This is a genomic window from Janthinobacterium sp. GW458P, from assembly GCF_002127585.1.
GTDB lineage: Bacteria > Pseudomonadota > Gammaproteobacteria > Burkholderiales > Burkholderiaceae_D > Janthinobacterium.
The window spans coordinates 106010-132881 of sequence record NZ_NEGZ01000004.1 but is presented as its reverse complement, the minus strand read 5'-3'; the positions used below and the strand labels follow the sequence as shown (position 1 = coordinate 132881).

Sequence of the window (26872 nt, the reverse complement as noted above, 5' to 3'; positions counted from 1 at the left end):
GCCGGCATGAGCAAGCACGGCACCAGCGCGGGCGGCGTGGCTTTTTTGCTGCAACTGGAACGGCGGCTGCGGCTGCTGCACGACACGGGCGAGATCCTCAGCCTGTCGGCGCAGCTGCTGGGCCAGCGCCTGGGCGCGCAGCAGGTGGCCTGCTTCGACATCGGCCAGACCCTGCAATGCCCTACCCTGCGGCATGCGTGGAGCGATGGCCTGGCGCCGGGCGCGGCCGGCGAGTATTTCCTGGGCGACTATGCCGCCGGCCTGGCCGATGCGCTGGCCGCCGGACTGGCCATCGCCGTCAGCGACGTCGCCAGCGACCCGCGCACGGCCCTGCCGGCCGCTCTGCCGACGTTTACGCGGCTGGGCATCCGCGCCTTCCTGAACATTCCCATCGCCAAGGACGGCCAGCTGGCCGCCCTGTTCGTCGTGCACAGCCGCGCGGCGCGCCTGTGGCATGCGGACGAGATCGAACTGGCCGTGCAAGTGTCGGAACGGGTCTGGTCGACCATCCTGCGGGCCCAGGCGCAAGAACAGCTGCGCCTGCTCAGTGCCAGCGTGGAACACCAGGTGGCCGAGCGCACGCGCGAATTCGGCCGCACCTGGAACGTCAGCCCCGATTTGCTGGGCGTGCTCAAGCTGGACGGCTATTTCGAACACACGAATCCCGCCTGGCAAGCAACCCTGGGCTGGTCGGCGGAGGAAATCCGCAGCACCAAATTCCTCGACCTGATCCACCCGGACGACTTGCCGCGCACGTATGCGGCCTGGGAAGCGGCCAGCCAGGGCCAGCCGGCCCTGCGCTTCGAGAACCGCTACCGCCACAAGCTGGGCGGCTGGCACTGGCTGTCGTGGGTGGCCGTGCCCGAAGGCGACAAGGTGTATTGCAGCGCCCGCGACATCACCGTGGAAAAGAAGCTGGAAGCGGACCTGGCCGCGCGCAACAGCGAGCGCGAGCGGCTGTGGCGCAGCGCGCAAGACCTGATGGTGGCCGTCGACGCCGATTACTGCTTTGCCGCCGTCAACCCGGCCTCGGCCGCCATCCTCGGCTGGCTGCCCGAGGAAATGCTGGGCCGCAGCGTGTTCGACTTCGTGCTGCCCGAGGATGCTCCCGCCACGCGCCAGGCCCTGTTGCAGGTGAGCAAGGAATCCATGCCCAGCTTTGAAAACCGCTACCGCCACCGCGACGGCGGCCACCGCTGGCTGTCGTGGGTGGCGGCCATCGAAGGCGACCTGGTGTTCGCCACGGGCCGCCACATCACGCTGGAAAAGGAAGCGGAAAGCAGCTTGCGCCGCATGCAGGAATCGTTGCGCCACAGCGAAATGGCCCTGCTGCAATCGCAAAAGCTCGAAGCGCTGGGCAAGCTGACGGGCGGCGTGGCCCATGATTTCAACAACGTGCTGCAAATTATCTCGGGCAATTTGCAGCTGCTGCAAATGACGCTGGACGGCGACCCGCTGGCCGCCAGGCGCATCGCCAGCGCCACGGCCGCCGTGGAACGGGGCGCCAAGCTGTCGGCCCAGCTGCTGGCGTTTGCGCGGCGTCAGCCGTTAAAACCGCTGGTGACGGACCTGGCGCAGCTGCTGCGCGCCACGGAAGACCTGCTGCGGCGCGCCACGGGCGAAAGCATCGACACGCGTATGCTGCTGGCCGACGACTGCTGGCGCGCCCTGGTCGACCCGCACCAGCTGGAAAACGTCATCCTCAACCTGGCCATCAATGCGCGCGACGCCATGGCCGGCCAGGGCCAGCTGACCATCGAACTGGGCAACATTGTGCTGGACGACGGCTACGCCGCGCGCCATGCGGACGTGACGCCCGGCGACTACGTGCAGCTGGCCATCTCGGACACGGGCACGGGCATCGCGCCCGAGCTGCTGGACAAGATCTTCGAACCGTTCTTCACCACCAAGCGCGAAGGCGAAGGCACGGGCCTGGGTTTGAGCATGGCGTACGGCTTCCTGCGCCAGAGCGGCGGCCACCTGACCGTGGACAGCGTGCCCGGCCATGGCAGCACCTTCCGCATTTACCTGCCGCGCTCGCTCGAGGCGGAAACGGAGCTGCCGCTGCAGCTCGATGGTCCCGTGCTGGGCGGCAAGGAAACCATCCTTGTCGTGGAAGACGACCTGCAGGTGCAGACGACGGTGGTCGACATGCTGCGCGGCCTTGGCTACTTCGTGCTGCGGGCCGGCGATGGCGAAAGCGCGCTGAACATCATCGCCAGCGGCGTGCCCATCGACCTGCTGTTTACGGACGTGGTGATGCCGGGCAAGGTGGCCAGCACGGAACTGGCGCGCCAGGCCAGGCTGCTGCTGCCGGGACTGGCGGTGCTGTTTACCTCGGGCTACACGCAGGACGCCATCATGCAGGGCGGGCGGCTGGAGCCGGGCGTCGAGCTGCTCAGCAAGCCGTACCGGCGCGAAGACCTGGCGCGGCGCATCCGCCATTTGCTGGCCAACAGGCGGCACGTGACGGCCCTGCACCAGTACCGCGCCCAGCTGGCGCCGCAGGCGAGCGCGTCCGCGCAGCCCGGGGGACGGCCGGGCGGACGCCATATCCTGCTGGTGGAAGACAATGCCGATGCGCGCGCCATGACGGCCGAACTGCTGGCCATGCTGGGACACGCCGTGCAAGCCGTCGGCACGGCCGAGGCAGCCTTGCCCCTGCTGGGCGCGCCGGGGCTGCAGCTGCTGTTGACCGATATCAGCCTGCCACGGATGTCGGGCGCCGAGCTGGCCGCCGTGGCGGCGCGCGACCATCCGCAGCTGGAAGTGGTGTTTTCCACGGGCCACGCGCCCGCCAATTCCGGCGTCAGCGACCCGCGCGCGCGCTTTCTCGTCAAGCCCTTTACAATTGAACAATTGCAGCAAGCCTTGCTGCCGCCTGCCTAGTACACTTCCAGCCCGCGCGCCTTGAGCGCCGTCGCCAGCTCTTCCAGGCTGAACGGCTTGCGCAGGAAGCGCGCGCTGGCGTCCTGCATCAGGCTGGCGCCCCAGTCATGCCCGGAAGCAAACACCACATCCAGCCGCGGCCAGTGCGCGCGCGCATGGCGCGCCAGTTCCAGGCCGGACATGGTGGGCAGGCTGATATCCGTCACCAGCACGTCCAGGCCCGGCATGGCCAGCAGCGGCATGGCCGCCTCCGCGCTGGCCACGCCATGCACGGTGTGGCCCAGCATGTTGAGCATCTCGGTGGTCATTTCGCGCGCGTCGTCGTTGTCTTCCACCAGCAGGATGCGCCTGCCGGACGGGTCGGGCGCGCCCACCAGGCGGCGGTCGGCCAGCAGGTAGCGGATGCGCCGCGCCAGGTCTTCGCGCCGGTACGGCTTGCTCAGCAGCTCGACGCCCGGGTCCAGCCGCCCGCCCTGCATGATGGCGTTGTGCGTGTAGCCCGAGGTAAACAGCACGGCCAGCTCCGGCAGCAGCAGCCGCGCCTGCTGCGCCAGTTCCTTGCTGCTGACGGGGCCGGGCATGACCACGTCCGTAAACAGCAGGTCGACGGCCACGCCCGTGCCCAGCAGGGCCAGGGCCGCGGCGCCGTCATCCGCATGCAGCACCTCGTAGCCGAGGCCGCGCAGCATGTCGACCACCGTATGTTGCACGGGAGCATCATCTTCCACCACGAGGATGGTTTCGCCGCCGCCCAGCACGGGGCCGCTCAGGCCAGGCGGCGGCTCGGCCAGTTTTTCCAGCGAACGGGGCAGGTAAATCTTGAAGGTCGTGCCGGCGCCCGGCGCGCTGTGCACCCTGATGTGGCCCGCGCTCTGGCGGATGAAGCCGTAGGCCATGGACAGGCCCAGGCCCGTGCCCTCGCCTTCGCGCTTGGTCGTGAAGAACGGTTCGAAGATCTGCTCGATCACGTCGCGCTCCATGCCGTGGCCCGTGTCCGTGATGGTCAGCAGCACGTACTGGCCCTCGAGCACGTCGGCGTGCCGGCTCGCGTAGTCGGCGTCGAGCGTGACATTGCTCAATGTAAAGGTCAGTCGGCCGCCCTTGTCCATCGCGTCGCGCGCATTGATGGCCATGTTCAGCAAGACGTTCTCCATCTGGTTCGGGTCGACCAGGGTATGCCACAGGCCGTCGCTGATGAAGGTTTCCTCGGAGATATCTTCGCCCAGCGCGCGGCGGATCAGTTCATGCATGCGGCGCAGCAAATGGCCCAGGTCCGTCACCAGCGGCTTCAACGGTTGACGCCGCGCAAACGCCAGCAGCTGCGACGACAGCTTGGCGCCCCGTTCCACGGCCGAGGCGGCCGAATCGAGGCGCTGCGCCGCCTGCGGGTTGTCGGCCACCGTCAGTTTCAGCAGCTGCAGGTTGCCCGAGATAATCTGCAGCACGTTGTTGAAATCGTGGGCCACGCCGCCCGTCAGCTTGCCGATCGATTCGAGCTTTTGCGCCTGCAACAAGGCCTGCTCGCTGCGCACCAGCGCCAATCGCGCCTCTTTTTCATCGGTAACGTCGCGGCCGATGGCGTGGATCAGCTTTTGCGCCGGCACGGCCGTCCAGGAAATCCAGCGGTAGCCGCCGTCGCGGCGCCGGTAGCGGTTTTCCATGCGCAAGGTGGGCGCGCCGTGGGCCAGGCGCGACAGGTCCTGCAGGGCCGCCATGCGGTCTTCGTGATGCACGAGGCTGATGAAGTCCATGCCCAGCGATTCGACTTCCGGGCGGTCGAGGATCTTGCTCCAGGCGGGATTGACGGCGATGATCATGCCGGCCAGGTCCGCCACCAGCATGATGTCGGTGGACAGCCGCCACATGCGGTCGCGGTCGGCCGTGCGGTTGGCCATTTCCAGTTCCAGCGAGGAATTCAGGTAAGCCATCCGCTCCAGCACGTTCTTCTGTTCCTGCACGTCCGTGTTCGTGCCGACCCAGCGCAGCACCTTGCCCGCCTCGTCGAACAGGGGCAAGGCGCGCGCCAGGAACCAGCGGTAGGCGCCGTCGCTGGCGCGGCGCATGCGAAATTCGTGTTCGTAGGCGCTGGCGCTGGCGACGGCCTGTTCCCAGCTTTTCTGCGTGGCCAGCAAGTCGTCCGGATGTACGCACTGGCGAAAGCCGCTGGAGACGAGCGACTTCATGGTCTGGCCCGTGTAGGCGCAAACCTGTTCGTTGACCCAGTAGGTAGCGCCGTTGCCATGCGCCAGCCAGGCCTGGTTGGGCATGGTCGAGGCCAGCGAACGGAACTGCGCTTCGCTGTCGAGCAAGGCATTGCGCGCCTGCCAGTGTTCGTCGATATCCTCGCAGGAACCGTACCATTTCACGGGCTGGCCCGATTCATCCTTCCGGCAATAGGCGCGCGAATGCACCCAGCGGTAGCGGCCGTCCTGCCGGCGCACGCGCATTTCCTGGTCCAGGGGCTGGCCGCTGCCCACCGCTTCGCTCCACGCCGCCAATGCGCGGGGCACGTCCTCGGCATGGATGGCTTCCAGCCAGCTGCTGCCCAGGCCGCTGCAGCCCGTCCAGTCGCGCCAGCGCTGCGCCACATAGTCGAGCTTGCCGTCGAGGTCGGCCGTCCACAGCACCTGCGTGTTCAGCTCGATGGCGTAATGAAAGTGTTCGCGGCTGTCGTGCAGGGCTTTTTCCAGCTGGCCCCGCTCGATGACATGTGCGGCCACGCGCGCGGCCAGCGCCAGCAGTTCGATTTCGGGCTGGGTGGGATGGCAAGTCGCCTGGAACAGCAGGCCCAGCACGCCCAGGACATGCCCCCTGGCGCCGAACACGGGCGCAACCCAGCAGGCGCGGTAGCCGTGCAGCAGGGCTTCCTTGCGCCCCGCGCTCCAGTGCACGTCGCGCGTGATGTCGCCGCAATACACGGGGGCGCCGGAAAAGGCCGCCGTACTGAACGGTGACGGCTGCTCGCCGCCGTGACGCAGGGCCAGGCACAGGTCTTGCGGCAGGCCGGGCGCGGACAAGCCGCAAAAGCGGTCGGCCTCGTCAATGAGCACCAGGCAGGCCTGCGCGCCGCCCTCGGCCAGTTCTTGCAGCGCCAGCAACAGGTGTTCCAGTGCATGGGCCAGGTCGACGCCTGCCGCAATGCTCCCCAGCGCGCTATGCTCGGCGTCCAGCAATGTGATGATGTTGTTTGCGTGCACCGTGTCGATAAGCGGATAACTGATGCCCCGGAATATACCATGGGGCAACACTTTTTTGAGAGGCAGATGGCACAGCGTTTTATATTATTGCGCGCCCCGCCGCCGCGCCCTGTTCCAGAGCGATATGCCTATGCTAGAGTGTTGCCATCCTCTCAAGCACCAGCCCCCATGACCATGTCCCCCTCCCTGATCGCCACCGCCCTGCTCGCCTCCGTCCAAGGCGCCGTCGCCGCCCCCATGAGCCTCGACGACTACCTGGCCCTGGACGGCCCCGCCCCCACGGCGCAGTTCGCCTATGGCCCCGCGCCGTCGCAATACGCGCAGCTGTTCCGGCCCGCAGGCACGGGACCGTTCCCCGTCGTCATGCTCGTGCATGGCGGCTGCTGGACGGTGGCCTTCGGCGGCATCGGGCAGATGCGCAGCGTGGCCGGCGCCCTCGCCGCGCAAGGCATCGCCGTGTGGAACGTGGAGTACCGCCGGGTGGACGAAGAAGGCGGCGGCTATCCGGGCACCTACGAAGACATGCACGCGGCGCTCGACAGCCTGCAGCAGCATGCGCCCCAGTACCAGCTGGACGTAAACCGCATCGTCGCCATGGGCCACTCGGCCGGCGGCCAGCTGGTGCAATGGATCGCCGGCAGGGAAAAGCTGCCAAAGACCAGCCCCCTGTACCGCGACAAGTACTTGCCAGTAAAAAATATCCTGAGCCTGGGCGGCCTGGCCGACCTGCGCCACGAGAAAGACTTGATCAAGAGCAGCTGCGAGCGCGACATCGCGCAACTGGCAGGCAGCGCCAGCACCGAGCGCCCCGACATCTACAGCGACACCAACGCCGCCGACCTGATCCCCAACGGCAGCCGCACCGTGCTGGCCACGGGCGAGCTCGACACCATCTCCCCTCCCCGCGTGGCGCACGACTATGCGGCCAAGGCCCGGCTGGCCGGCGACCATGCGGAGGTGCTGATCTTGCCGGGCGCCAGTCATTATGACGAGATTGCCGCGACGTCGAATGCTTGGGGGATGGTTTTGCCGGTGGTGCGGGAGATGCTGGGGATGGCGGCGAAATGATGAAAGTAGTGCCTGAAGCGGGCGATATGGCAAAAGTGGTGTTCAAGGCGCGCGCATATCTGCCATCAAACGGGGTGCAGCCCAACTCCGATATTGCAGCCGTCAACTATGCCGACGGCACACTCATCGTGCTAATTGCCTGTTCGCGTGAGCAAAATGACGTCAGCGGCCTGAGAATCACCTTCCCCGACGTGGACGGATTTCGCTTGCTTGAGGAATTCGACCTGGTGCGATACTGGAATTCCAGTGACTTCCCATGCGGCAGCCACCTCCTGGAAGTGCTGGCAGACGGCTGGAGTGCGGAAGAGAACATGCTCCAGGGTTTTGAAGGCACGCGACGCGAATGGCTGGTCGTCACCGGAAACGCCTGCCTCAGCGCATTTTGCCTTGCAGAGCCTGTGTTAGAGGAGGCAACGTGGAAGTTTCAAGTCTAAACAGAGATACAAGAAAAATGTCCGTACAGATCGAACGCTACGTTGACGGCACCTTTCCGGGCGTGGTCGCGTGCGTGCTGAGCGATGCCGATGGCGGCAGGCATGAATTCATTGAGAAAGTGCCAGTGGTCAGTAGCAGCGATCTGCGTGCGGACAGCAGCTACCCGCAGGCGGGATACATTGCTTGCGTTGTCGAACACGAATGGGTGGACACGGCTGGGCGCAAGCTGGTGCGCATCAATACACAATACCCTTGGGACATTGCGTCTGTTTCAGGGGTAACGGTGTTTAACGTACTGGAAGTGCAACTCATCGGCAAGTGATGACGGACGGTTAGCGCCTGCGACGTCAGCTAAACGAAGTGACAATGCGTGACTTTTTTCGTTTGCTAATTCGTTATGCTGATGGGCCGCTGTCGGCCAGAAGCGGTCTTTCAACGTTCGAGGATTAAGAGCCACATGAAGAACATCATCCTTGAAAAAACGAGTCAAGTTCGCTGGTACACGAACATGCGCGACGTGTTCGAGGCCGCCAACATTTCGCCGCAAGACTATGACTGGTACGTCAGCGACATCGAAACGAACTGGAGACCACCAGGTTTCTCGCCGGATGATCAATGGTTCACTGGCGACGAGCTTGCAGCCTTCCTGCATGCCTATGAGGTCCAGTTTATCTGGGCAGTATTCAGCGCGGTACCTAAGGGGCTTCGTCCGATACCTGCTCCCGCGCCATACGTCGAGGACAATCCGCAGTATTGGGACGGTACGGAACCGGAGCCGCAACTAGAGGGCGCGTTGTTCGAGATCGCTTGTTGGGACAGCAGTGGAACGATTCTGATCAACCTGCCTGAACAAGCCATCCATTCGTTCTTGATACGATACCCAGACGCAAAGCCGTTGGCGACCGCGCGTTCCTGATGAGTGCTGAAACGTCTGCTTTGGGGCGATACCTAGCAACGACGGCAGCTGGCCAGAGTCGGTCGTTCGACTTGGCCCATAGTTACTGGCCTCTCAACACGCGACTGTAGGATATTCCGACGTTTGCAACAGGCTTTTTCCAATGGATTCCCATAGCATGACTTTTATTGACGATTCCATCGTAGAACTTGCCTATAAGGAACTCCTGATTTCGTGCCAAACGGAAGGCTGTTTGAACATATTTGAACCGACGCTCAGCGATCCGGCCACAGAGCCCATTGCGAGTTGGGCGTTCAAGAAGGCGAAACAGACACGTGAATTAGGTTGGTCTGTTGGGGATGACGGACGAGTAAAGTGTCCGATTCATCGAGAATTGACAGACAAACGATGTGATTTTTAGTCTCTGAACTAACTACCATGGCACGTGAGCGGCTGTTTTGCGGCGAAACCTGCCAACGACGGCAACCGGGGCCAGAAGCAGACATTCAGGTTGATGTAACAATGCGTGACTTTTCTCGCTTGCTAATTCGTTATGCTCACGGGCCGCTGGCGGCCCGAAGCGGACGCCGTGACATCGAATCCGTATGTCCACACAAGGAAACGAAGCCTATGAATGATTTTGAACAATTCTCTTACTGCCACATTAGTGCCGCGTTGGCGAACATCGATACGTCGACCATTCCGGATATTTATGCATTGTCATTCTTCATTTACGATAACGACGACGATCCGCGTTATCCGGTTCTGCAACTTGGCTACAATACATTGACGCATTTGACGGAATGCACACCCTCAGCGTCCGATGCCGCAGAAGCGAAATGGAACTTTGCCTTTTGGCTCCAGAACGAATTGAAATACATTGGTGAGCCCGATACGGAAGGCGGCCAACTGCTGGAAGAGCTTCTGAAGGCACGAGGGCTATGGTACACAGATGAAGATGAGGAAGCCGACTTTGATCGGTGTATGCGCATTGGGGGCGACATCAACGTCTACTTTGTAGACGCATGTGTTCGGATCGCACGGGCACTTCATGAAAACGGCGTTATCGAACAGGACTTTTCACGCCCGATCCCGATTGTCGTGCATGAACTCGAATACTATGATGAGATTGCTGTACAAACGCGATTGGCCAATCCGCCAGATTTGGCGAAAGAATTTGAAGACTGGATCGCCAGCATGTAATGGCATCCGTCCGCTATGGGGCGAAAGCTGACGCTCCTCAACCGTGAACAGACAACCAGAGCAAGAACCCGCCCGCGCCTCGAACGAAGGCTCCCCGGGCCCAGCGGACCTGAAAAATGGCCAGGGCAAGGCGCGCGGGCGAAGACAGTACGCATGTACGGCGAGCCCAAGCAACGCAGCCCTGGACATTTTCTCAGGCCCGCGCCTCCGGCCCGCCGTTCTAAGCATTTAATACAAACTCACTGAACACGCGCCAGGTACTGGGCCAGTTGGCCGAAAGTAGCCTTGAACCCCTCCTTCATCGACTCAAACCCCTGCTTGAACGTCTCATGCTGCTCATCGGTCGCCTTGTGCGGCGTCGACCGCAAGGTCATCGTCGTCTTGCCGTTTTCCTCGGTAAGCGTCATGACATTGAACGATTCCAATGGCCACGTCGCGCTGACCGGGTGCTGCACGGCATTGCCCTGCTTGTCGGCGAATGACAAGATCGAGACGATCTTTTCCGGCGCTTCGATGGCCTGATAAGTAAACTTGCCCCACATCTCGTAGCCATTGTCGGCGCGCATGCCGTAGTGGAAGACGCCGCCGGGGCGCAAGTCCAGCGCCAGCACGCTCAATTCGAAGCCGACGGGGCCCCACCATTGGGCCAGGCGCTCGGGCTCCACCCACGACTGGAACACCAGTTCGCGCGGCGCGTCGAAGGTTTGCGTGATGACAAAGTCGCTGCTGTCGCGGTGCTGGCCGTCCTGCTTCTGCTTTTCCGTCGTCATGCTGTCTCCTGATGGTAGTGGGCTGACTGTTAATGTACCAGCGGCGCCGGCAAACGGAAAGGCCTGTACGCCTGCCAAACCAGCATGCTAAAATATTAGTTAGACACCTAACCATTAGACGACTCACCTTATGATTTCTATCGAAGAGCGCTTTTCCGCCGCGCTCCACAAGACGGCGCGCGGCTGGCGCCATGCGATCGACCGGCGCCTGAAGGACCTGGACCTGGGGCAGGCAAGCTGGATGTGCATCGCCATGATCGCCAAGTCGCCGCAGCCGCCCTCGCAAAGCGAACTGGCGCACCAGCTGGGCGTGGAAAACCCCACCATGGTGTCGATGCTGGACCGGCTCGCGAAATCGGGCTTCGTGCAGCGCCAGCCGTCGGAAACGGACCGCCGCGTCAAACTGGTGATACTGACGCAAGCGGGGCTGCAGGTGTATGAGACCGTGCGCAAGGAAGCGGATGGTTTCCGCAAGGAACTGCTGCAGGGCATTGATCCCGATCAACTGCGCGCCGCCACCGAACTGCTGGAAGCGCTGCAGGCGGCGACGGAGAAGTTTGCGTGACTACCATGACGGCCGCATCCTTGCCTGCTTCGCAAGACCCCAGCCTGAACCGGCGCATGATCACCATTTCGATCATGCTCGCCACCATCATCCAGGCGCTCGACGGCACCATCGCCAACGTCGCCCTGCCCCACATGCAGGGCAGCCTGTCCGCCTCGCAGGACCAGATCACCTGGGTCCTGACCTCGTTCATCGTCGCCGCCGCCATCGCCACGCCCCTGACGGGCTGGCTGTGCGACCGTTTCGGCCAGAAAAACACCTTTCTTGTTTCCGTGGCCGGCTTCACGCTCGCCTCCGTGCTGTGCGGCCTGTCCGGCACGCTGTCCGAGATCGTCGCCGCCCGTTTGCTGCAAGGCGTGTTCGGCGCGGCCCTGGTGCCGCTGTCGCAGGCCGTCTTGCTCGATATCAATCCGCGCGAAAAGCACGGCTCGGCCATGGCCATCTGGGGCATGGGCGTGATGATAGGCCCCATCCTGGGACCGACCTTGGGCGGCTGGCTGACGGACAGCTACAGCTGGCGCTGGGTCTTCTTCATCAACATCCCCATCGGCGCCATGGCCTTCTATGGCATCTGGCGCTACATCCGCAAGGACCTGCCCAACCGCCGCATGCACTTCGACCTGTTCGGCTTTGCGACGCTGAGCCTGTCCATCGGCGCGCTGCAGATGCTGCTGGACCGGGGCGAGCAGAACGACTGGTTTTCTTCCACGGAAACATGGATCGAAGCCATCGTGCTGGCCATGAGCCTGTGTTACTTCATCGCCCACACGGCCCTGCGCCCGGCCGGCAAGTCCTTCCTCGACTACCGCCTGCTGAAAAACTCGAACTATGTGAGCGGCTTGCTGTTCATCTTCATCGTCGGCATGGTGCTGTTCGCCACCCGCGCGCTGACGCCGTCCATGCTGCAAGGCTTGATGCATTACCCGGCGGCCATTGCCGGCCTGGTGACTGCGCCCAGCGGCCTGGGCACGATGCTGGCCATGCTGATCGTCGGCAAGCTCACGGGCAAGATCGATACGCGCATCCTGCTGGCCACGGGCTTTTCGATTACCGCGTTCTCGCTGTGGCAGATGGCCAATTTCACCTTGGACCTGGTGCCGAAGACGGTCGTGTGGAACGGCATCATCCAGGGCATCGGCCTGGGCCTCGTCTTCGTGCCGCTGAGCGCGGCCACGTTCGCCACCCTGTCGCCGCAGATGCGGGCCGAAGGCACGGCCATCTACAGCCTGGTGCGCAATATCGGCAGCAGCATCGGCATCGCCCTCGTGCAAACCTTGTTGGTGCGCAATACGCAGATCGCCCATGCCTCCCTGACTGAACACATCAATATTGCCAACCCGGCCCTGCATGACCCCGCCATCGCCCAGGTGTTCAACCTGGGCACGAGCACGGGCGTGGCGGCCCTGAATGGCGAAATCACGCGCCAGGCGTCGATGATCGCCTACCTCGACGACTTCTGGCTGATGATGTGGCTGACCATCCTCGTGCTGCCGCTTTTGCTCCTGATCAAACCACCAAAGAAGAATGCGCCCGTCGTCGTCGACCACGCGGCCATGGAATAACCCTCATGCACACACCGATGAAACTCTCCCTCAGCGTCCTGGCGCTAAGTCTGTCCCTGGCCGGCTGCGCCAGCATGGCGCCCGACACGCAACAGTTGCCGCAGCAAGACCTGGCCACCGTGCAATTGGCGGCCGACATCCGCCTGGCCAGCGAAGGCTGGCCCGCCGCCCGGTGGTGGCGCCAGTTCCACGACGATCAGCTCAATCAATTGATCGAACAGGCGCTGTCCGCCAGCCCGAACCTGGCGGTGGCGAACGCCCGCATCGGCTCGGCCCTGTCCGCGTTTGACGCCCAGCACGCGCAGCGCGGCCCCAGGGTAGATGCCAGCGCGAATACCAGCCGCCAGCGCTATTCGGGCAACGGCCTGATGCCCGCCCCCATCGGCGGCAATTATTACAATGAAATCACGGTGGGCGTGCAAGCCCATTACGACCTGGACTGGTGGGGCAGGCACAAGGCGCAGATCGCCGCCAGCCTCGGTGAAGTCAATGCGCGGCGCGCCGAATACGCGATGGCGGAACAGATGCTGGCGGCCGAGATCGCCCGCCGCTACTTCAGCATGCAAAACGGCTGGGCGCGCATGGACAACCTGCATGCGCTGGTGCAACTGCAGCAGCAACTGGTGCGGGACAAGGAAAAGCGCATCGCCAACGGCCTGGGCGTCAGCGACGACCATCTGTCCGCGCAAACACGCCTGAGCCTGCTGCAGCAGCAGATCGCCCTGCTGGAGACGCAGGTCGTCACGGAACGCGAAGCCTTGCGCGCCCTCGTCGGCGGCGACAGTTCGGCGCTGGCCAGCCTGCAGCCAAAGGTTGGCCAGGCGCTGCCGCATGCGCTGCCCGGCAAGCTGGGCATGGAATTGCTGGCGCGCCGGCCCGACTTGCAGGCGGCCCGCTGGCGAGTGCAGGCAGCCATGAGCAAGATCGAGGCGGCGCAGGCGGCGTTCTACCCCGATATCGACCTGGGCGCTTCGTTCGGCCTCGATGCGATCACGCTGGGCAAGCTGCTTGAGTCCGGCAGCCGCACCCTGTTCATCGGCCCGGCGCTCTCGCTGCCCCTGTTCGACAGCGGCCGCCTGCAGGCGCAGCTTGCCGGCGCGCGCAGCGAACGCAACGAGCTGATCGCCGACTACAACCAGAACGTCTACAACGTCGTGCGCGACGTGGCCCAGGCGGGCGCCAGGGTGCAGGGCGTGGAAAACCAGCTGCGGCTGCAGCAGGAAAACCTGCGCGCCAGCGAAGCGCAGCTGCGCAACGCCAATGCCCGCCTGAAACAAGGTCTGGCCGACCGCGCCACGCAGATCAATGCGGAAATGACCGTGCGCGGCCAGGTGGACCTGGGCATGCAGCTGCAAAACCAGCGCCAGGACGCGGAAATCAACCTGACCGTGGCACTGGGTGGCGGCTACCGGGGCAGCAGCGACTTTGCCGCCACGACGACGAAACAATAACAAACGATTACGGAACACATCATGAGCAGCGATACCACAGCAACGACCACCCAAAACGAACAGCCGGGCAGGCGCAAGGCCGTCCTGATCGCCATCACGGCCGCCTTTCTCGTGGCCGGCGCCGCCTGGACGGCCTACTATCAACTGGTGCTGTCCAGGGAGGAAGTGACGGACAACGCCTACGTGGGCGGCAACCTGGTCACCCTGTCCGCCCAAGTGACGGGCAATGTCAACGCCATCCGCGCCGACGAGACGCAGATGGTCAAGGCGGGCGCACCGCTGATCACCCTGAACGCCATCGATGCGGACCTGGCCCTGAGCCAGGCGCAGGCACGCCTGGGCAACGTCGTGCGCCAGGAGCGCGAACGCTATGCCAGCGTGGCGCAGTACGACGCCGTCATCGAGCAGCGCCGCCTGGCGCTGGCCACGGCGCAGGGCAACCTGGCCCGCCGCGCGCCGCTGGCGCTGGACCACACGATCTCGGGCGAAGATCTTGTTCATGCGAAACAGGCCGTCGACGACGCCAAGGCGGCCCTGGCCGTGGCCCAGCGCCAGGCCGAATCGGCCAAATCGGGCGTGGCGGGCGTGAGCCTGGCCAGCCATCCGGCCGTGCTGTCGGCCAGGGGCGACGTGCTGCAGGCCTGGCTGGCCGTGCGCCGCAACGCCGTCGTCGCGCCCGTCTCGGGCTATGTGGCCAAGCGCAGCGTGCAGCTGGGGTCGCACGTGACGCCGGGCACGCCGCTGATGTCCATCGTGCCGCTCGACCAATTATGGGTCGATGCGAACTTCAAGGAGTCCGAATTGCGCAATATCCGTGTCGGCCAGGCGGCAACGATCGAAACGGACTTGTATGGCAGCAAGGTGGTCTACCACGGCAAGGTGCTGGGCATGTCGGCCGGCACGGGCAGCGCGTTTTCCCTGCTGCCGGCGCAAAACGCCACGGGCAACTGGATCAAGGTGGTGCAGCGCGTGCCCGTGCGCATCACGCTGGACCCGAAGGAACTGGCCGCCCACCCGCTGCGCATCGGCCTGTCGACCACGGTGACGGTCGATACCAGCCATGGCGAAGGGGCGACCCTGGACCAGCCGATGGCGGCGTCCGCCGTCTACACGACCAGCGCGCTGCGCCAGCCCGTGGATGAGGCGGAGAAGATGGCCGATGCGATTATTGCGCAAAACCTCGCACACTAAACCCAACTGCGACGACTGGGGCCGTACCCTGCAGGGTACGCCCCCCGCATTTGCCATTCGGGTTTGATTACCTTTACTTCGCCTTCCCCGCCGCCGCCACCTGGTCCAATATATGCTTGGGCACGGCCGCATAGTGCTTGAACTCCATCGTGTAGGTGGCGCGGCCCTGGGTCAGCGAACGCAAGGTGGTGGAATAGCCGAACATTTCGGCCAGCGGCACCAGGGCCTTGACGATGCGCCCCGCGCCGCCGGGGATGTCGTCGACGCCCTGCACCATGCCGCGCCGGGCCGTCAGGTCGCCCATGACGTTGCCCATGAATTCTTCCGGCGTTTCCGCCTCCACCTGCATCATCGGTTCCAGCAGCACGGGATGGGCCTTGCGCATGCCGTCCTTGAAGGCGATGGAGCCGGCCATGCGGAAGGCGTTTTCATTCGAATCGACGTCGTGGTAGGAGCCGAACGTCAAGGTCGCCTTGACGTCGACGACCGGGTAGCCGGCCAGCACGCCCGATTTGAGGGTTTCGATGATGCCCTTGTCGACGGCGGGAATGAATTCGCGCGGCACGACGCCACCCTTGATCGCGTCGACGAACTGGTAGCCCGTGCCCGGCTCCAGCGGTTCGAGTTTCAGCACCACGTGGCCGTACTGGCCCCGTCCGCCAGACTGCTTGACGAACTTGCCCTCGATATCTTCCACCGCGCGCGTGATGGTTTCGCGGTAGGCCACCTGGGGCTTGCCGACATTGGCTTCCACGCCGAATTCGCGCCGCATGCGGTCGACTAAAATTTCCAGGTGCAGTTCTCCCATGCCCGACATGATGGTCTGGCCCGATTCCTCGTCCGTATGCACCCTGAACGACGGGTCTTCCTGCGCCAGGCGGTTCAGGGCGATGCCCATCTTTTCCTGGTCCGGCTTGGTTTTCGGTTCCACGGCCTGGGAAATCACGGGTTCCGGGAAGATCATCTTTTCCAGCACGATGATGTGGTCGATGGCGCACAGGGTATCTCCCGTGGTGACGGCTTTCAGGCCCACGGCGGCGGCGATGTCGCCCGCATACACTTCCTTGATTTCCTTGCGCTCGTTCGCATGCATCTGCAGGATGCGCCCCAGGCGCTCGCGCGCGCTCTTGGTGGGGTTGTAGACCATGTCGCCCGAATTGACCACGCCCGAATACACGCGGAAGAACGTCAGCTGCCCCACGAAGGGGTCCGTCATGATCTTGAAGGCCAGGGCCGAAAAGTGCTCGTCGTCGGCCGGATGGCGCTCCACCTCGTTGTCGTGCTCGTCGTGGCCCATGATGGGCGGCACTTCCATGGGCGACGGCAGGTATTCGATGACGGCGTCCAGCATCGCCTGCACGCCCTTGTTTTTAAAGGCGCTGCCGCACAGCATGGGCACGATCTCATTGCGGATGGTGCGCGCGCGCAAGGCCTGTTTCAGTTCCGCTTCCGTGAAGGTGTCGCCGTTCAGGTAGCGCTCCGTCATCTCCGTCGTGGCCTCGGCCGCGTGCTCGACCAGGTGCTCATGCCATTCCTGCGCCTGCGCCAGCAAGGCGGCGGGAATCTCGCCATAGCTGAACTGCACGCCCTGGCTGGCGTCGTCCCAGGTGATGGCGCGCATTTTCAGCAGGTCGATGACGCCCGTGAAGTGCTCTTCGGCACCGATGGGCAGCTGGATGGGCACGGCCACGCCCTTCAGGCGCTCGGCAATCTGCTTGCGCACGCGCAGGAAATCGGCGCCCACCCGGTCCATCTTGTTGATGAAGGCGATGCGCGGCACATGGTATTTGTTGGCCTGGCGCCAGACGGTTTCCGATTGCGGCTGCACGCCGCCGACGGCGTCGTAGACCATCACGGCGCCGTCGAGCACGCGCATCGAGCGCTCCACCTCGATCGTGAAGTCCACGTGGCCGGGCGTGTCGATGATGTTGATGCGGTGTTCGGGGAAGTTGCCGGCCATGCCTTTCCAGAACGCCGTGGTGGCGGCCGAGGTGATGGTGATGCCCCGTTCCTGCTCCTGCTCCATCCAGTCCATGGTGGCGGCGCCGTTGTGCACTTCGCCGATCTTGTGGTTGACCCCCGTGTAGAAAAGGATGCGCTCGGTGGTGGTGGTCTTGCCGGCGTCGATATGGGCGCTGATGCCGATGTTGCGGTAGCGCTCGATAGGTGTTTTGCGGGTCATCACAATCTCCATGGCTAGCCCCGGTACCCGGTTTTCCAGTGTAGCAGACATCGATTTGGACGGCATGGGTGAACGGTTTTTACCATGCGTACAACAGGGAAACGCGCGCGCACGCCAGGCGCACGGAGGCTAATTGCGGATTCGGCTATACTTCCCGAGCTTGAATTTTTTGAACTTTAATTCAACAAAGATTAATAAAAATCAAGACGCACGGTGAATTATCGTGCAAGGCGACGCCGCCGGCATGCCAGCCCAGGTGCGCACCGAATGACATGCCCTACTCAGCCTATGACTATCCACCTAAGAAAAATAATCCTCTCCTCCCTGCTGGCCTCGCCAGCGCTGGCCATGGCCGGCGAACTGGAACAGCAAATGCAGCGTTGCGCCGTGCTCGGCGACGCCAGTGCCCGTCTGGGCTGCTTCGACACCCTGGCCAAGGCGGCGGAAAAAGCCACCATCGCCGCCGGCGGCGACCCCGCCACCGCAGCCGTCACCCTGGCGGCAGCGGCCGAGGTCGCGCCCCTCACGTTTGTCAGCCCGCCGGGCGTGGCCACGCCGGACGCCGTCAACGCCGCCATTCCCGCCATCGCCCAGGCCGGCGCGGCGCCGCCGGAAGCGCCGATTTCGCGCACCCAGCAATCGTGGGAGCTGAACGACGCCTCGAAGCGGGGCCTGTTCAACTTCCGTCCCCACCGCGACACGTATCTGCTGCTGGCCAATTACAGCGACGCCTCGAACGATGAACCGTTCCAGGATTTCACGCCGGCCGGCATCAAGAGCCAGCATGTGGAATTGACCTTCCAGCTGAGTTTCAAGATGAAGCTGCTGGAAGACATCGCCGGCACGCCCATCGACATGTGGTTCGGCTACACGCAGCAAAGTTTTTGGCAGGCATATAATCGCAAGGCATCGAGCCCCTTCCGCGAGACCAATTACCAGCCGGAACTGATGCTGATCTTGCCGATCAACAAGAATTTCGCGGGCCTGGAGTTCAATTACCTGAACCTGGGCCTGGTGCACCAGTCGAATGGCCAGACGTCGACCCTGTCGCGCAGCTGGAACCGCGTGTATGCCGAGCTGGGCATGGAGAAAGATAACCTGGCCGTCACGGCCCGCGTCTGGCACCGTCTCGACAACAGCGCGACGGACAATGACAATATCGACATCACCGATTACATGGGACATGGCGATCTGCGCTTGAGCTACCGCAACAAGGGCCATGAATACGCCGTCACGGCGCGCCGCAATTTCAGCAAGAAGCATGGCTCCATGCAGGCCAGCTGGGCTTTCCCGCTGAAGGCCAACCTGAAGGGCTATCTGCAACTGTTCTCCGGCTATGGCCAGAGCTTGATCGACTACAACTATTCGCAAAAGTCGATCGGCGCCGGTTTCATGGTCGACCTGTAAGCGGCAAGGCAAACAAAAATGGCGCCGAGGGCGCCATTTTTTATGGGAAATCCAGTTCAGTGCCGCCCGCCGCCCAGCACGCGGGCCGGCAGCATGACGATGGCGCGCAGCAATTCAAAGACGCCGTCCACGCCGATGCCGATCAGCCGGAACGGCAACAGCAGCAGCCAGGCCAGCGGATACAGCACGAGCGCCAGCAGGGCCAGGGGCCAGCACACCAGCAAAAGCAGCAGCCACAGCACGAATCCCAGCATCGCCTTCCCCCTAGAATGAAATGTGCGGAGCAAGCCGCGCTTGCCCCGCTACCGTGACCGCACTATAGTCAAGCGCGGCAAGGCCGGCAACGGCCATGCGATGAACGGCACAATGGGAGGATGGACGGAGGAAAAGCGGGGATGGACGGCAGCCGGCGAAGCGCTTACTGGCCGACGCAAATCACTTTCGTGATGTATTCATGCGCGTTCGGCTTCTTGCTGGCAGCCCATTTGATGGCCTGGTTGGCTTCTTCGATGGTCAGGATCGAGGCCTTGTCCTTCGACTTGATGAAGGATACGCCTTCAAACACGCCTTCCTTGCTGCGCATTACCTTGGCAAACACGGGCGGCCTGGTCTCGCCGTCGCTGATTTTATTCTGTTGCACGAGGTAACGCTGATCGATCTGTTCCATGATAGTAAAGCTGTCCGGTGGTAAAAGACGAAATATACCCTGAATGGACGAACGCCGCAGGATGAAATCGCTGCGACGTTATCTTTAAATCAATGATACTCAGGCGTAGACAGGGTTCTGCGTCACTGGCTGCAAGTTGACATCGTAGATGACCTGCGCGCGGATCGACGCTTCCAGCGAAGGAATCGCGCCGCCGGCGCGGTACTGGAAGCTCACTTGCAGCACGTCGCCCGCCTTCACGGCCAGCGGCGCGGCCAGCGGCAGGCACATGTAGTGATTCAGCCAGTCGATGGTGGTCGAACGCTCGGGCACGACGGCCAGGATGTTCTTGGTGACGAAACGCAAGGCGTTCAGGGTGCCGCTGCGCTCGACGACGAACTTGCCGTCGAAGCCGAACACGCTGTCCGTCGGCTGGCTGAAGTCGATGATGCTGTAGACGGTCGGCGGCGCCAGTTCCTGCACGCCAGGATGGATGGCCGTGGTTTCCTGGAATTGCACGATGGGCGCATAAAAGCCCTCGAAATCGTATTCCTGCTGCATCGGCTGCACGGCCATGATGACGGCCTCGGGCAGGAAGATGGGCAGCGGGCCGCCGAAGCGGGCCAGATAGCGGCGCTTGAACGATTCGATCACTTCCACCTGCTTCTCACGCAGCATGCCCACGTGAATCATTTCGCAGATAACCACGTCGACAGGCTCGGGCGGCAGGTATTCGAAGGCGTCCGCGTGAACGACTTCCACTTTTTCACCGTTCGGGTTGAGCGCCAGCATCTTGCGCGCCTCCTTCACCATGTCGGGATTGAACTCCACGCACCACACCTTGTCGGCGCGCGCGGCCGCAAACCACGACAGCACGCCCGTGCCGCCGCCCAGCTCCAGCACCTTCATGCCGGGTTTCACCGCGTAATCGATCGCCGACTTGAAGCCGTGCATGCGGTTCTGGTCCATCAGCATATTGTGGTGGTAATGGACGGGGATAAATTGCCCCAGGTAACAACTCTCGATTTCTCGTTCATTCAGCATGTCTGTCCTCTTGGAGTCTGGCTCCGATGGCCGATCGGTTTTGTCATTCCAGAAAGCAGTGATATCGCACGGGCTGCGCGAGGGGCGGCGACAGTACAGCCGGCGCCTGGCGGTGGTGGGATGGCCCATGCGAAAAATCTCCTGATTAATGCGACACGATCATTATCGTTAATCGCCAGGGAGAACAAAGGGCTGAGGTGAGAGGCAATTCCATGCCAGTTTTGCCGCTGGCATGGAAAATATTAATACAAAGGCTATTTTCTGGCGGCGCGCGCCTTTTGCGCCGCCTCGATGATGGCCACCACGCCCGGCTTGTCGCCGGCCTGGGCGAACTGCACGGCCGTCCAGCCGTGGTCGCTCTTCAGACTGGCGTCCGCGCCCCAGGACAGCAGCAGCCTGACGGCGCCCTCCTGCCCTTCGCGGGCGGCGAACATCAGCGGGGTGATGTTGGCCGGCGCGCGCGCGTCGACGGCCGCGTCGCGGTCGAGCAGGATCTTCATGATGGGCAGGTCGCCCGCCGAGGCCGCATAATGGAGCGCCGTCCAGCCGCTCTGGTTGACCTTGGCGCCCCTGGCCAGCAAGGCGTTCACCGCGTCCAGCTTGTGTTTATATGCGGCCATCATCAGCGCCGTGTTGCCGTTGGCCGACCGGGCCTCGATATCGATGCCGGGAGCGTCCAGCAGCAGCTTGAACACTTTATCGGCATCGTCGCGCAAGGCCAGCACCAGCGGTATGTCGCCGCGCTGCGCGTCGGGCTGGTTCGGATTCATGCCGTCGGCCAGCATGCCGCGCACGCCGCTGTCGTTGTTGACGGAGACGGCGCGGAAGAAGGCCTCCGGTTCCGGCGCCGCCTGGCTGGCGGCGGCCCAGCACAAGAGCATCGCCGCAGCGAGTTTTTTCATCATGGCTGACCTTAAGAGATTACGGCAACTGATTGAATAATTTGAAGAAATTATCCGTCGTCTGCTGCGCCACCTGGGCCAAAGGGATGCCTTTCAGGGTCGACAGATACTCGGCCACGTGGGCCACGTAGCCGGGCTCGTTCATGCGGCCGCGGAAGGGCACGGGCGCCAGATACGGCGAATCCGTCTCGATGAGGATGCGCTCGAGCGGCACTTCCAGGGCCACGGCCTGCAAATCCCTGGCGCTCTTGAAGGTGACGATGCCGGAAAACGAAATATAGAAACCCATGTCGATGGCGGCGCGCGCCACTTCCAGCGATTCAGTAAAGCAATGCATGACGCCGGCCACGCCGCCGTCGGCCACGCCCGCGCCCTCTTCGCGCATGATGCGGATGGTGTCTTCACTGGCCGCTCTTGTGTGGATAATCAAGGGTTTACGGGTGATTCTTGAAGCTTTGATGTGCGTTCTGAAACGCTCGCGCTGCCACTCGAGGTCGCCCGTCAGGCGGAAATAGTCAAGACCCGTCTCGCCGATGGCGATGATTTTCGGATGGTCGGCCAGGCGCACCAGGTCTTCCACCGACGGTTCAGGCGTGTCCTCGTAGTCGGGATGCACGCCGACGGAAGCGAAAATATGCGGATACTGCTCGGCCAGGGCCAGCACCTGCGGGAAGTCCGGCAGGTCGACGGACACGCACAGCGCGTGCGTCACCTTGTTCTCGGCCATCTTGGCGAGGATCTCGGGCATGCGAGCAGCCAGCTCGGGGAAATTGATATGGCAATGGGAATCGATATACATAAGGCGCGATTGTACCGGAGCGGGCGGAATCTGGCAGGCAGAACGCACTATGTCGGCTGCGGCATGTCGGCAATGGCCCGTGCCAGCGGCGACGCCATCGGGGCCATGGGCTGCATCAGAGGATCTGCGTAAAGCGCTGCCGGACGGAATCGGCGACAAAGCCCACGTCGCATCCGCCGCAATAATAGCCATCCAGGAATTGTTCCAAAGGCGCTTTTCCCAAGGCTGCTGCCGTGCATTCGTCGATTGCAAGCTGGTCGGCACGTCGATAGCCCGCCCGCTCTTCGCCCTCGTCGCAAAAAAGCGCGCGCGGACTGGCCTTGCCGATTAGTATCTTCTTGTGCCGCACCTGCGCGCTGGCATGGCACTTCGGGCATGTCGCGTGGCTCCCGTTTGACATGACTTCCTTCAACATGGCCACCTACTGCCCCTCGGGCGGCTGCCACAGCTCCACCTTGTTGCCCTCGGGGTCGATGACCCAGCCGAACTGGCCATATTCCGAGTCGGGCGCCTTGTCCAGCACGGTGCAGCCCTCGTCGCACAGGGCTTGCAGCAGCGCGTCGAGGTTGTCGACGCGGTAGTTGATCATGAAGGAAGCCTTGCCGGGCGCAAATTGCTCGCTGTCGTCGGCCGCCACGGACCAGATGGTGGTGCCGCCAGCGGGCTGGCCGTCGGCGTCCGTCCAGCTGAAGGCGGCGCCGCCCCAGGGCTGCACATCGAGGCCCAGGTGGCGCTGGTACCAGGCGCGCAGCGCGGCCGGATCTCGCGCGTGGAAAAAGATGCCGCCGATGCCAGTGACCCGTTTCATTGACGCCTCCGTTGCGGGGTGCGCCCGCGTGCTTTGCAAAGTGACATGACTGTACCACCGCGCCCCGGGGATGGCAAACGGGCCAGCGCCGCAGGGCCGCGCGCCCGGACTTGCCTGCCTAGGCAGAAACGTTATCAAGATGTATAGTGGCTGGCTGACGCGCAGCCATGGGGCGGCGTGCGGCTACGTGGAGTGTTTCATGCTGAAAATTGCCTGTCCCCTGATGTTGACACTGCTGGCCGGCCTGGCGCAGCCGGCGCATGCCCAGGACAGGCGCGACGCGCCCAGGCCTGCCGCCGAGGCGGGCCTGGGCCAGCCCGTCTGCGCCTCGGCGCGCCAGGATTGCCGCGCGCAGGCGCAAGGCGCCACGGAAAACGATGGCAGCCCCGTCCTGTCGATGAAACCGAGCAGCAATCCTTACGTCGCGGCCGGCAGGAATGTCGACACGCAAGCGGAGCAGCTGCGCCCCACCGAAGCCCAGGCCTTCCGCGCCCGGCGCGCCGAGCGCCTGCAGGCCTGCGAAGTGCGCTACCGCAGCTGCACGCGCACCTGCGGCTGAGGCCTATCCCTATCAGCCGACGCGCTTGCCCAGGATAATCAGATCGCGTTCCACGCCATCGAGGTTCGCCACTTTCGGCAGGTTCGCCCACGTCTCGAAGCCGAATTTCTTGAACAGGCCCAGGCTGGGCGCGTTGTGGCCGAAGATGAAGCCGAGCACCGTGTGCACGCCGACGGCAGGCGCGTGGGCGATGGCCTGCGTCAGGCCGTAGGCGCCTATGCCCTTGCCGCGCGCGCTTTCCGCGATGTAGACGGACAGCTCCGCCGTGCCCGAGTAAGCGGGACGGCCATAAAAGTTCGAGTACGACAGCCAGCCCAAAGGCTCGGGCTGCCCGGAGCCGTCATCGGCCGCCTCGATGATCCACAGGGGGCGGCGCTCGGGCGTGTGTTCGTGGAACCAGGCCAGGCGCGACTCGACTGTCACGGGTTCCGTGTCGGCCGTCACTTCGCGCGAAGCGATCGTCGTGTTGTAGATGGCGACGATGGCAGGCAGGTCGGCAAGCGTGGCAATGCGGTGGCGATAGTTCATATTCTTATTTAAATAGTGGCGACAAGCGATTGATTATATGGACTCTTTACTGGCAGCTTGACGCGTAGTCGAGCAGCATGTCTTCGAGGAACAGCTTCGGCGACAGCGGGTGCTCGGCAATCGCCCGGCGTTCGTTGGCGGCCTTGATGGCGGCCATCAGACGGCTGACGTTGATGCGCGCGGCCAGCGCTTCGAGTTCGCGCCGGTGGCGCGGGTAGTAGCGGATGGTGCCGGACAGCTTGACGGAAAACACGTCGTACAGCCAGCGCTGCAAGGACGCCACCAGCGGCGCCAGCGGCGCCTTCTGCAATTTGTCAGCCGCTTTCAGGGCCGCTTCCACGCCCGGGTTGGCCAGCACCTGCAGCAGCTGTTCCGTTTCCTCGCGGCCGCCCGATTCGGACTGGGCCAGCGCCGCCAGCGGCGCGCCGCCCTGCTCGCGCAGCCAGCTGTCCGCGTCGTTCAAGCCCTGGGCCTTGAGCCAGGTCAAAGCCTGCTCGTGGCTGGGCATGGGCAGGGCAAATTTCCTGCAGCGCGACAAGATCGTCGGCAGCAATCGGTCCAGGCTGTTCGAGGCCAGCAGGAACAGCGTGCCCGGCGGCGGCTCTTCCAGGGTTTTCAGCAGGGCGTTCGAGGCGGGCGTGTTGAGCGCCTCGGCCGGATACAGCACCACCACGCGCAAGCCCTGGCGGTGCGTGGAAATGTTCATGAAGTCGGCCAGGTTGCGGATCTGCTCGATCTTGATATCCTTCGACGGCGTCTTGCTCTTGGCGCTTTTCTTCGCGCCCTCGCCCTCTTCGCCGTCGTCGGCCACCTCGTCTTCCAGCGCTTCCGGGCGAACCCTGCGGTAATCGGGATGGTTGCCCTGGCTAAACCAGCCGCAGGAGACGCAGGCGCCGCAGGCATGGCCGTCGGCGCGCACGTCTTCGCACAGCAGCGCTTGCGCAAAGTGCTCGATGAAGTCGGCCTTGCCGATGCCCTGCGCGCCATGGAAGAGGATGGCGTGCGGCATGCGCGGGCGCAAGGCTTGCAACTGCTGCCAGGCGTCCTGCTGCCACGGATAGAGAGAACTGGTCATATCTTCTTCTTTTAAATCAGCGCATTACAGTGCTTTGTTCGAACAATACATCAAGCAGTTTCGCCAGCTGCACCTGGATATCGGCGATGCTGTGCGTCGCATCGATGATGCGGAAGCGCTCGGGAAACTGGGTCGCGCGGCGCAGGTACTCGTTACGCGTGGCGGCAAAGAAGTCCGCGCGCTCCTGCTCGAACTTGTCGAGTTCGCGCGTGGCGTCCAGGCGGGCCCGGGCAACGTCCAGGGGCACGTCGAACAGGAAAGTGATGTCCGGCTGCAAATGCGGGTGCACCCACGCTTCGAGCTGCTCCATCTTGCGCAAGTCCATGCCGCGCCCGCCGCCCTGGTAGGCGAAGCTGGCATCGCTGAAGCGGTCGGAAATGACCCACTCGCCCCGCGCCAGGGCGGGGGCGATGACTTGCGCGATGTGTTCGCGGCGGCTGGCGAACATCAGCAAGGCTTCCGTTTCCAGGTGCATCTTTTCATGCAGCAGCAGTTCGCGCAGCTTTTCGCCGAGACTGGTGCCGCCCGGTTCGCGCGACGAGACGAGCATCACGCCCCGCTGCCGCAGGTAGTCGGCGACAAAGCCGATATGCGTGGACTTGCCCGCGCCATCGATGCCTTCGAAGGTGATGAAGCGCGGTTGATAGTGTTGTGTCATGAAACTCTTGATCTGATAATAATATTAGCGCTGATACTGGTTCACGGCGCGGTTATGGTCGGGCAGGTTGGCCGAAAACTGGCTGGTGCCGTCGCCGCGCGCGACGAAATACAGGGCCTGGGTGCGGGCCGGCGCCAGCGCCGCCGTCAGCGATTGTGCGCCCGGCAAGGCGATCGGCGTGGGCGGCAAGCCGCCGCGCGTGTAGGTATTGTACGGGGTGTCCGCTTCCAGGTCGCGTTTGCGGATCTTGCCCTGGTAGCTGTCGCCCATGCCGTAGATGACGGTGGGGTCCGTCTGCAGCAGCATGCCCGTCTTCAGGCGGTTGACGAACACGCCGGCGATCATGGCGCGCTCGGATTTCTGCCCCGTTTCCTTTTCCACGATGGACGCCATCACCAGCGCCTGGTATGGGGTCTTATATGGCAGGGCCGGATCGCGCTTGTCCCAGGCCTCGGACAGGCGGCCTATCATGGCCGCGTGCGCCTGCCTGAAGATCTGCATCTCGCTGGCGCCCTTGGCGAACAGATAGGTATCCGGGAAGAACAGGCCTTCCGGCAAGGGATACTCGGGGCTGATCTTCGCCATCAGTTCCTTGTCGGACAGGCCCACGGTATCGTGCTTGAGGCCGGGATGGCTGGCCATGGCCATGCGCATCTGCCTGAAGGTCCAGCCCTCGATGATGGTCAAGGACTCTTGCGCGAACTCGCCGCGCGCCAGCTGCGTGATCAGCCGCTGCGGCGTCGTGCCCGGTTTCAGCTCGTAGGAGCCGGCCTTGATCTTCGAGGTCTTGCCTTCGATGCGCGCCAGCATGTTGAACAGGATGGGCACGATGGGCACGCCCGCGTCCGCGATCTGCTGGCCGGCCGCATGCGCGCCGCTGCCGGGCGCGATGGCAAACGGAATCGCCTCGCCTTCCGTCGTGATGGGCTGCTGCGCCCAGTACACAAAAGTACCGCCCACGCCGATGGCGGCGATGACCGAACTGACTACAAGTTTTTTAAAGAAAGCCATTGTTCCGATTCTTGTGATGCGTGCGCT

The 26872-nt window shown here is 63.5% G+C and carries 26 protein-coding genes; 12 read left to right on the top strand and 14 right to left on the bottom strand.

The features are described from left to right. Nucleotides 1-6: 6 nt before the first annotated feature. Nucleotides 7-2889, top strand: coding sequence for a PAS domain-containing protein (locus CBW50_RS05350; protein WP_086144562.1), 2883 nt, complete (start codon nt 7-9; stop codon nt 2887-2889). Here the strand turns inward: CBW50_RS05350 and CBW50_RS05345 are convergent. Continuing rightward, nucleotides 2886-6086, bottom strand: a complete 3201-nt coding sequence (locus tag CBW50_RS05345) for a PAS domain-containing protein (RefSeq protein WP_253251904.1) — start codon at nt 6084-6086, stop codon at nt 2886-2888. The two genes, CBW50_RS05350 and CBW50_RS05345, sit on opposite strands and share 4 nt — an antisense overlap. A 168-nt stretch (nt 6087-6254) precedes the next feature. Between CBW50_RS05345 and CBW50_RS05340 the strand changes: the two genes are divergently transcribed. The 5 genes from CBW50_RS05340 to CBW50_RS05320 all read left to right on the top strand — a co-directional run bounded on the left by CBW50_RS05340 (nt 6255) and on the right by CBW50_RS05320 (nt 9687). Then, nucleotides 6255-7154, top strand: a complete 900-nt coding sequence (locus CBW50_RS05340; RefSeq protein ID WP_086144561.1) for an alpha/beta hydrolase — start codon at nt 6255-6257, stop codon at nt 7152-7154. Then, on the top strand, nt 7151-7588 hold the full coding sequence (locus CBW50_RS05335) for a hypothetical protein (RefSeq protein WP_086144560.1): 438 nt from the start codon (nt 7151-7153) through the stop codon (nt 7586-7588). The genes CBW50_RS05340 and CBW50_RS05335 overlap by 4 nt, the downstream gene beginning before the upstream one ends. Nucleotides 7589-7605: 17 nt before the next feature. Further along, a complete protein-coding gene (locus CBW50_RS05330) occupies nt 7606-7911 on the top strand; it encodes a hypothetical protein (protein WP_086144559.1) in 306 nt (101 codons plus the stop codon). 135 nt (nt 7912-8046) lie between these two features. Then, on the top strand, nt 8047-8505 hold the full coding sequence (locus CBW50_RS05325; protein ID WP_086144617.1) for a hypothetical protein: 459 nt from the start codon (nt 8047-8049) through the stop codon (nt 8503-8505). Nucleotides 8506-8922: 417 nt separating this feature from the next. Beyond that, on the top strand, nt 8923-9687 hold the full coding sequence (locus CBW50_RS05320) for a hypothetical protein (protein ID WP_139842401.1): 765 nt from the start codon (nt 8923-8925) through the stop codon (nt 9685-9687). Nucleotides 9688-9926: 239 nt separating this feature from the next. Here the strand turns inward: CBW50_RS05320 and CBW50_RS05315 are convergent, their stop codons facing one another. Beyond that, on the bottom strand, nt 9927-10457 hold the full coding sequence (locus CBW50_RS05315) for an SRPBCC domain-containing protein (protein ID WP_086144557.1): 531 nt from the start codon (nt 10455-10457) through the stop codon (nt 9927-9929). A gap of 130 nt (nt 10458-10587) precedes the next feature. Here CBW50_RS05315 and CBW50_RS05310 point away from each other — a divergent pair, with 130 nt between their 5' ends. From CBW50_RS05310 to CBW50_RS05295, 4 genes are read left to right on the top strand one after another with little or no spacing between them, the layout of a single operon-like run. Further along, complete coding sequence (locus CBW50_RS05310; RefSeq protein ID WP_086144556.1) at nt 10588-11022, top strand: MarR family winged helix-turn-helix transcriptional regulator; 435 nt, start codon at nt 10588-10590, stop codon at nt 11020-11022. Nucleotides 11023-11027: 5 nt separating this feature from the next. Next, a complete protein-coding gene (locus tag CBW50_RS05305) occupies nt 11028-12584 on the top strand; it encodes a DHA2 family efflux MFS transporter permease subunit (RefSeq protein ID WP_086144555.1) in 1557 nt (518 codons plus the stop codon). 17 nt (nt 12585-12601) lie between these two features. Continuing rightward, nucleotides 12602-14035, top strand: a complete 1434-nt coding sequence (locus CBW50_RS05300; RefSeq protein ID WP_086144554.1) for an efflux transporter outer membrane subunit — start codon at nt 12602-12604, stop codon at nt 14033-14035. 21 nt (nt 14036-14056) lie between these two features. After that, on the top strand, nt 14057-15226 hold the full coding sequence (locus CBW50_RS05295; RefSeq protein ID WP_086144553.1) for an HlyD family efflux transporter periplasmic adaptor subunit: 1170 nt from the start codon (nt 14057-14059) through the stop codon (nt 15224-15226). A gap of 73 nt (nt 15227-15299) precedes the next feature. On the opposite strand, the gene fusA is transcribed toward CBW50_RS05295, so the two are convergent. After that, a complete protein-coding gene (gene fusA, locus CBW50_RS05290) occupies nt 15300-17408 on the bottom strand; it encodes an elongation factor G (RefSeq protein ID WP_086144616.1) in 2109 nt (702 codons plus the stop codon). 288 nt (nt 17409-17696) lie between these two features. Here fusA and CBW50_RS05285 point away from each other — a divergent pair, with 288 nt between their 5' ends. Next, the gene (locus CBW50_RS05285) at nt 17697-18815 is read left to right on the top strand and encodes a phospholipase A (RefSeq protein WP_226935668.1); all 1119 of its coding nucleotides are present in this window, start codon (nt 17697-17699) and stop codon (nt 18813-18815) included. A gap of 56 nt (nt 18816-18871) precedes the next feature. Here the strand turns inward: CBW50_RS05285 and CBW50_RS05280 are convergent, their stop codons facing one another. The 7 genes from CBW50_RS05280 to CBW50_RS05250 form a co-directional block, all read right to left on the bottom strand. Further along, nucleotides 18872-19069, bottom strand: a complete 198-nt coding sequence (locus CBW50_RS05280) for a hypothetical protein (protein WP_086144551.1) — start codon at nt 19067-19069, stop codon at nt 18872-18874. A gap of 164 nt (nt 19070-19233) precedes the next feature. Beyond that, nucleotides 19234-19482, bottom strand: coding sequence for a hypothetical protein (locus tag CBW50_RS05275; protein ID WP_086144550.1), 249 nt, complete (start codon nt 19480-19482; stop codon nt 19234-19236). A gap of 99 nt (nt 19483-19581) precedes the next feature. Continuing rightward, nucleotides 19582-20505, bottom strand: coding sequence for a methyltransferase domain-containing protein (locus CBW50_RS05270; protein ID WP_086144549.1), 924 nt, complete (start codon nt 20503-20505; stop codon nt 19582-19584). A gap of 254 nt (nt 20506-20759) precedes the next feature. Continuing rightward, on the bottom strand, nt 20760-21410 hold the full coding sequence (locus tag CBW50_RS05265; protein ID WP_086144548.1) for an ankyrin repeat domain-containing protein: 651 nt from the start codon (nt 21408-21410) through the stop codon (nt 20760-20762). A 16-nt stretch (nt 21411-21426) separates the two neighbouring features. After that, the gene (locus tag CBW50_RS05260) at nt 21427-22206 is read right to left on the bottom strand and encodes a TatD family hydrolase (RefSeq protein ID WP_086144547.1); all 780 of its coding nucleotides are present in this window, start codon (nt 22204-22206) and stop codon (nt 21427-21429) included. Between the two features lie 115 nt (nt 22207-22321). Then, entirely contained in the window at nt 22322-22621 is a 300-nt protein-coding gene (locus CBW50_RS05255; RefSeq protein ID WP_099419804.1) for a hypothetical protein, read from the bottom strand. A gap of 6 nt (nt 22622-22627) precedes the next feature. Beyond that, complete coding sequence (locus CBW50_RS05250; protein WP_086144545.1) at nt 22628-23014, bottom strand: VOC family protein; 387 nt, start codon at nt 23012-23014, stop codon at nt 22628-22630. A 199-nt stretch (nt 23015-23213) separates the two neighbouring features. On the opposite strand from CBW50_RS05250, the gene CBW50_RS05245 reads away from it, so the two are divergent. Further along, nucleotides 23214-23573 carry a hypothetical protein gene (locus tag CBW50_RS05245; protein WP_139842400.1) on the top strand — a complete coding sequence of 120 codons (360 nt, stop codon included), beginning with the start codon at nt 23214-23216 and terminating at the stop codon, nt 23571-23573. Between the two features lie 12 nt (nt 23574-23585). Here the strand turns inward: CBW50_RS05245 and CBW50_RS05240 are convergent, their stop codons facing one another. Genes CBW50_RS05240 through mltG form a run of 4 tightly spaced genes read right to left on the bottom strand, consistent with a single transcriptional unit; the run spans nt 23586 to nt 26845 of the window. After that, nucleotides 23586-24101, bottom strand: coding sequence for a GNAT family N-acetyltransferase (locus CBW50_RS05240; protein WP_086144543.1), 516 nt, complete (start codon nt 24099-24101; stop codon nt 23586-23588). Nucleotides 24102-24147: 46 nt separating this feature from the next. Next, the gene (locus tag CBW50_RS05235; RefSeq protein WP_086144542.1) at nt 24148-25176 is read right to left on the bottom strand and encodes a DNA polymerase III subunit delta'; all 1029 of its coding nucleotides are present in this window, start codon (nt 25174-25176) and stop codon (nt 24148-24150) included. 16 nt (nt 25177-25192) lie between these two features. Then, the gene (gene tmk, locus CBW50_RS05230) at nt 25193-25834 is read right to left on the bottom strand and encodes a dTMP kinase (RefSeq protein ID WP_086144541.1); all 642 of its coding nucleotides are present in this window, start codon (nt 25832-25834) and stop codon (nt 25193-25195) included. Between the two features lie 24 nt (nt 25835-25858). Next, a complete protein-coding gene (mltG, locus tag CBW50_RS05225) occupies nt 25859-26845 on the bottom strand; it encodes an endolytic transglycosylase MltG (protein WP_086144540.1) in 987 nt (328 codons plus the stop codon). Nucleotides 26846-26872 lie beyond the last annotated feature (27 nt).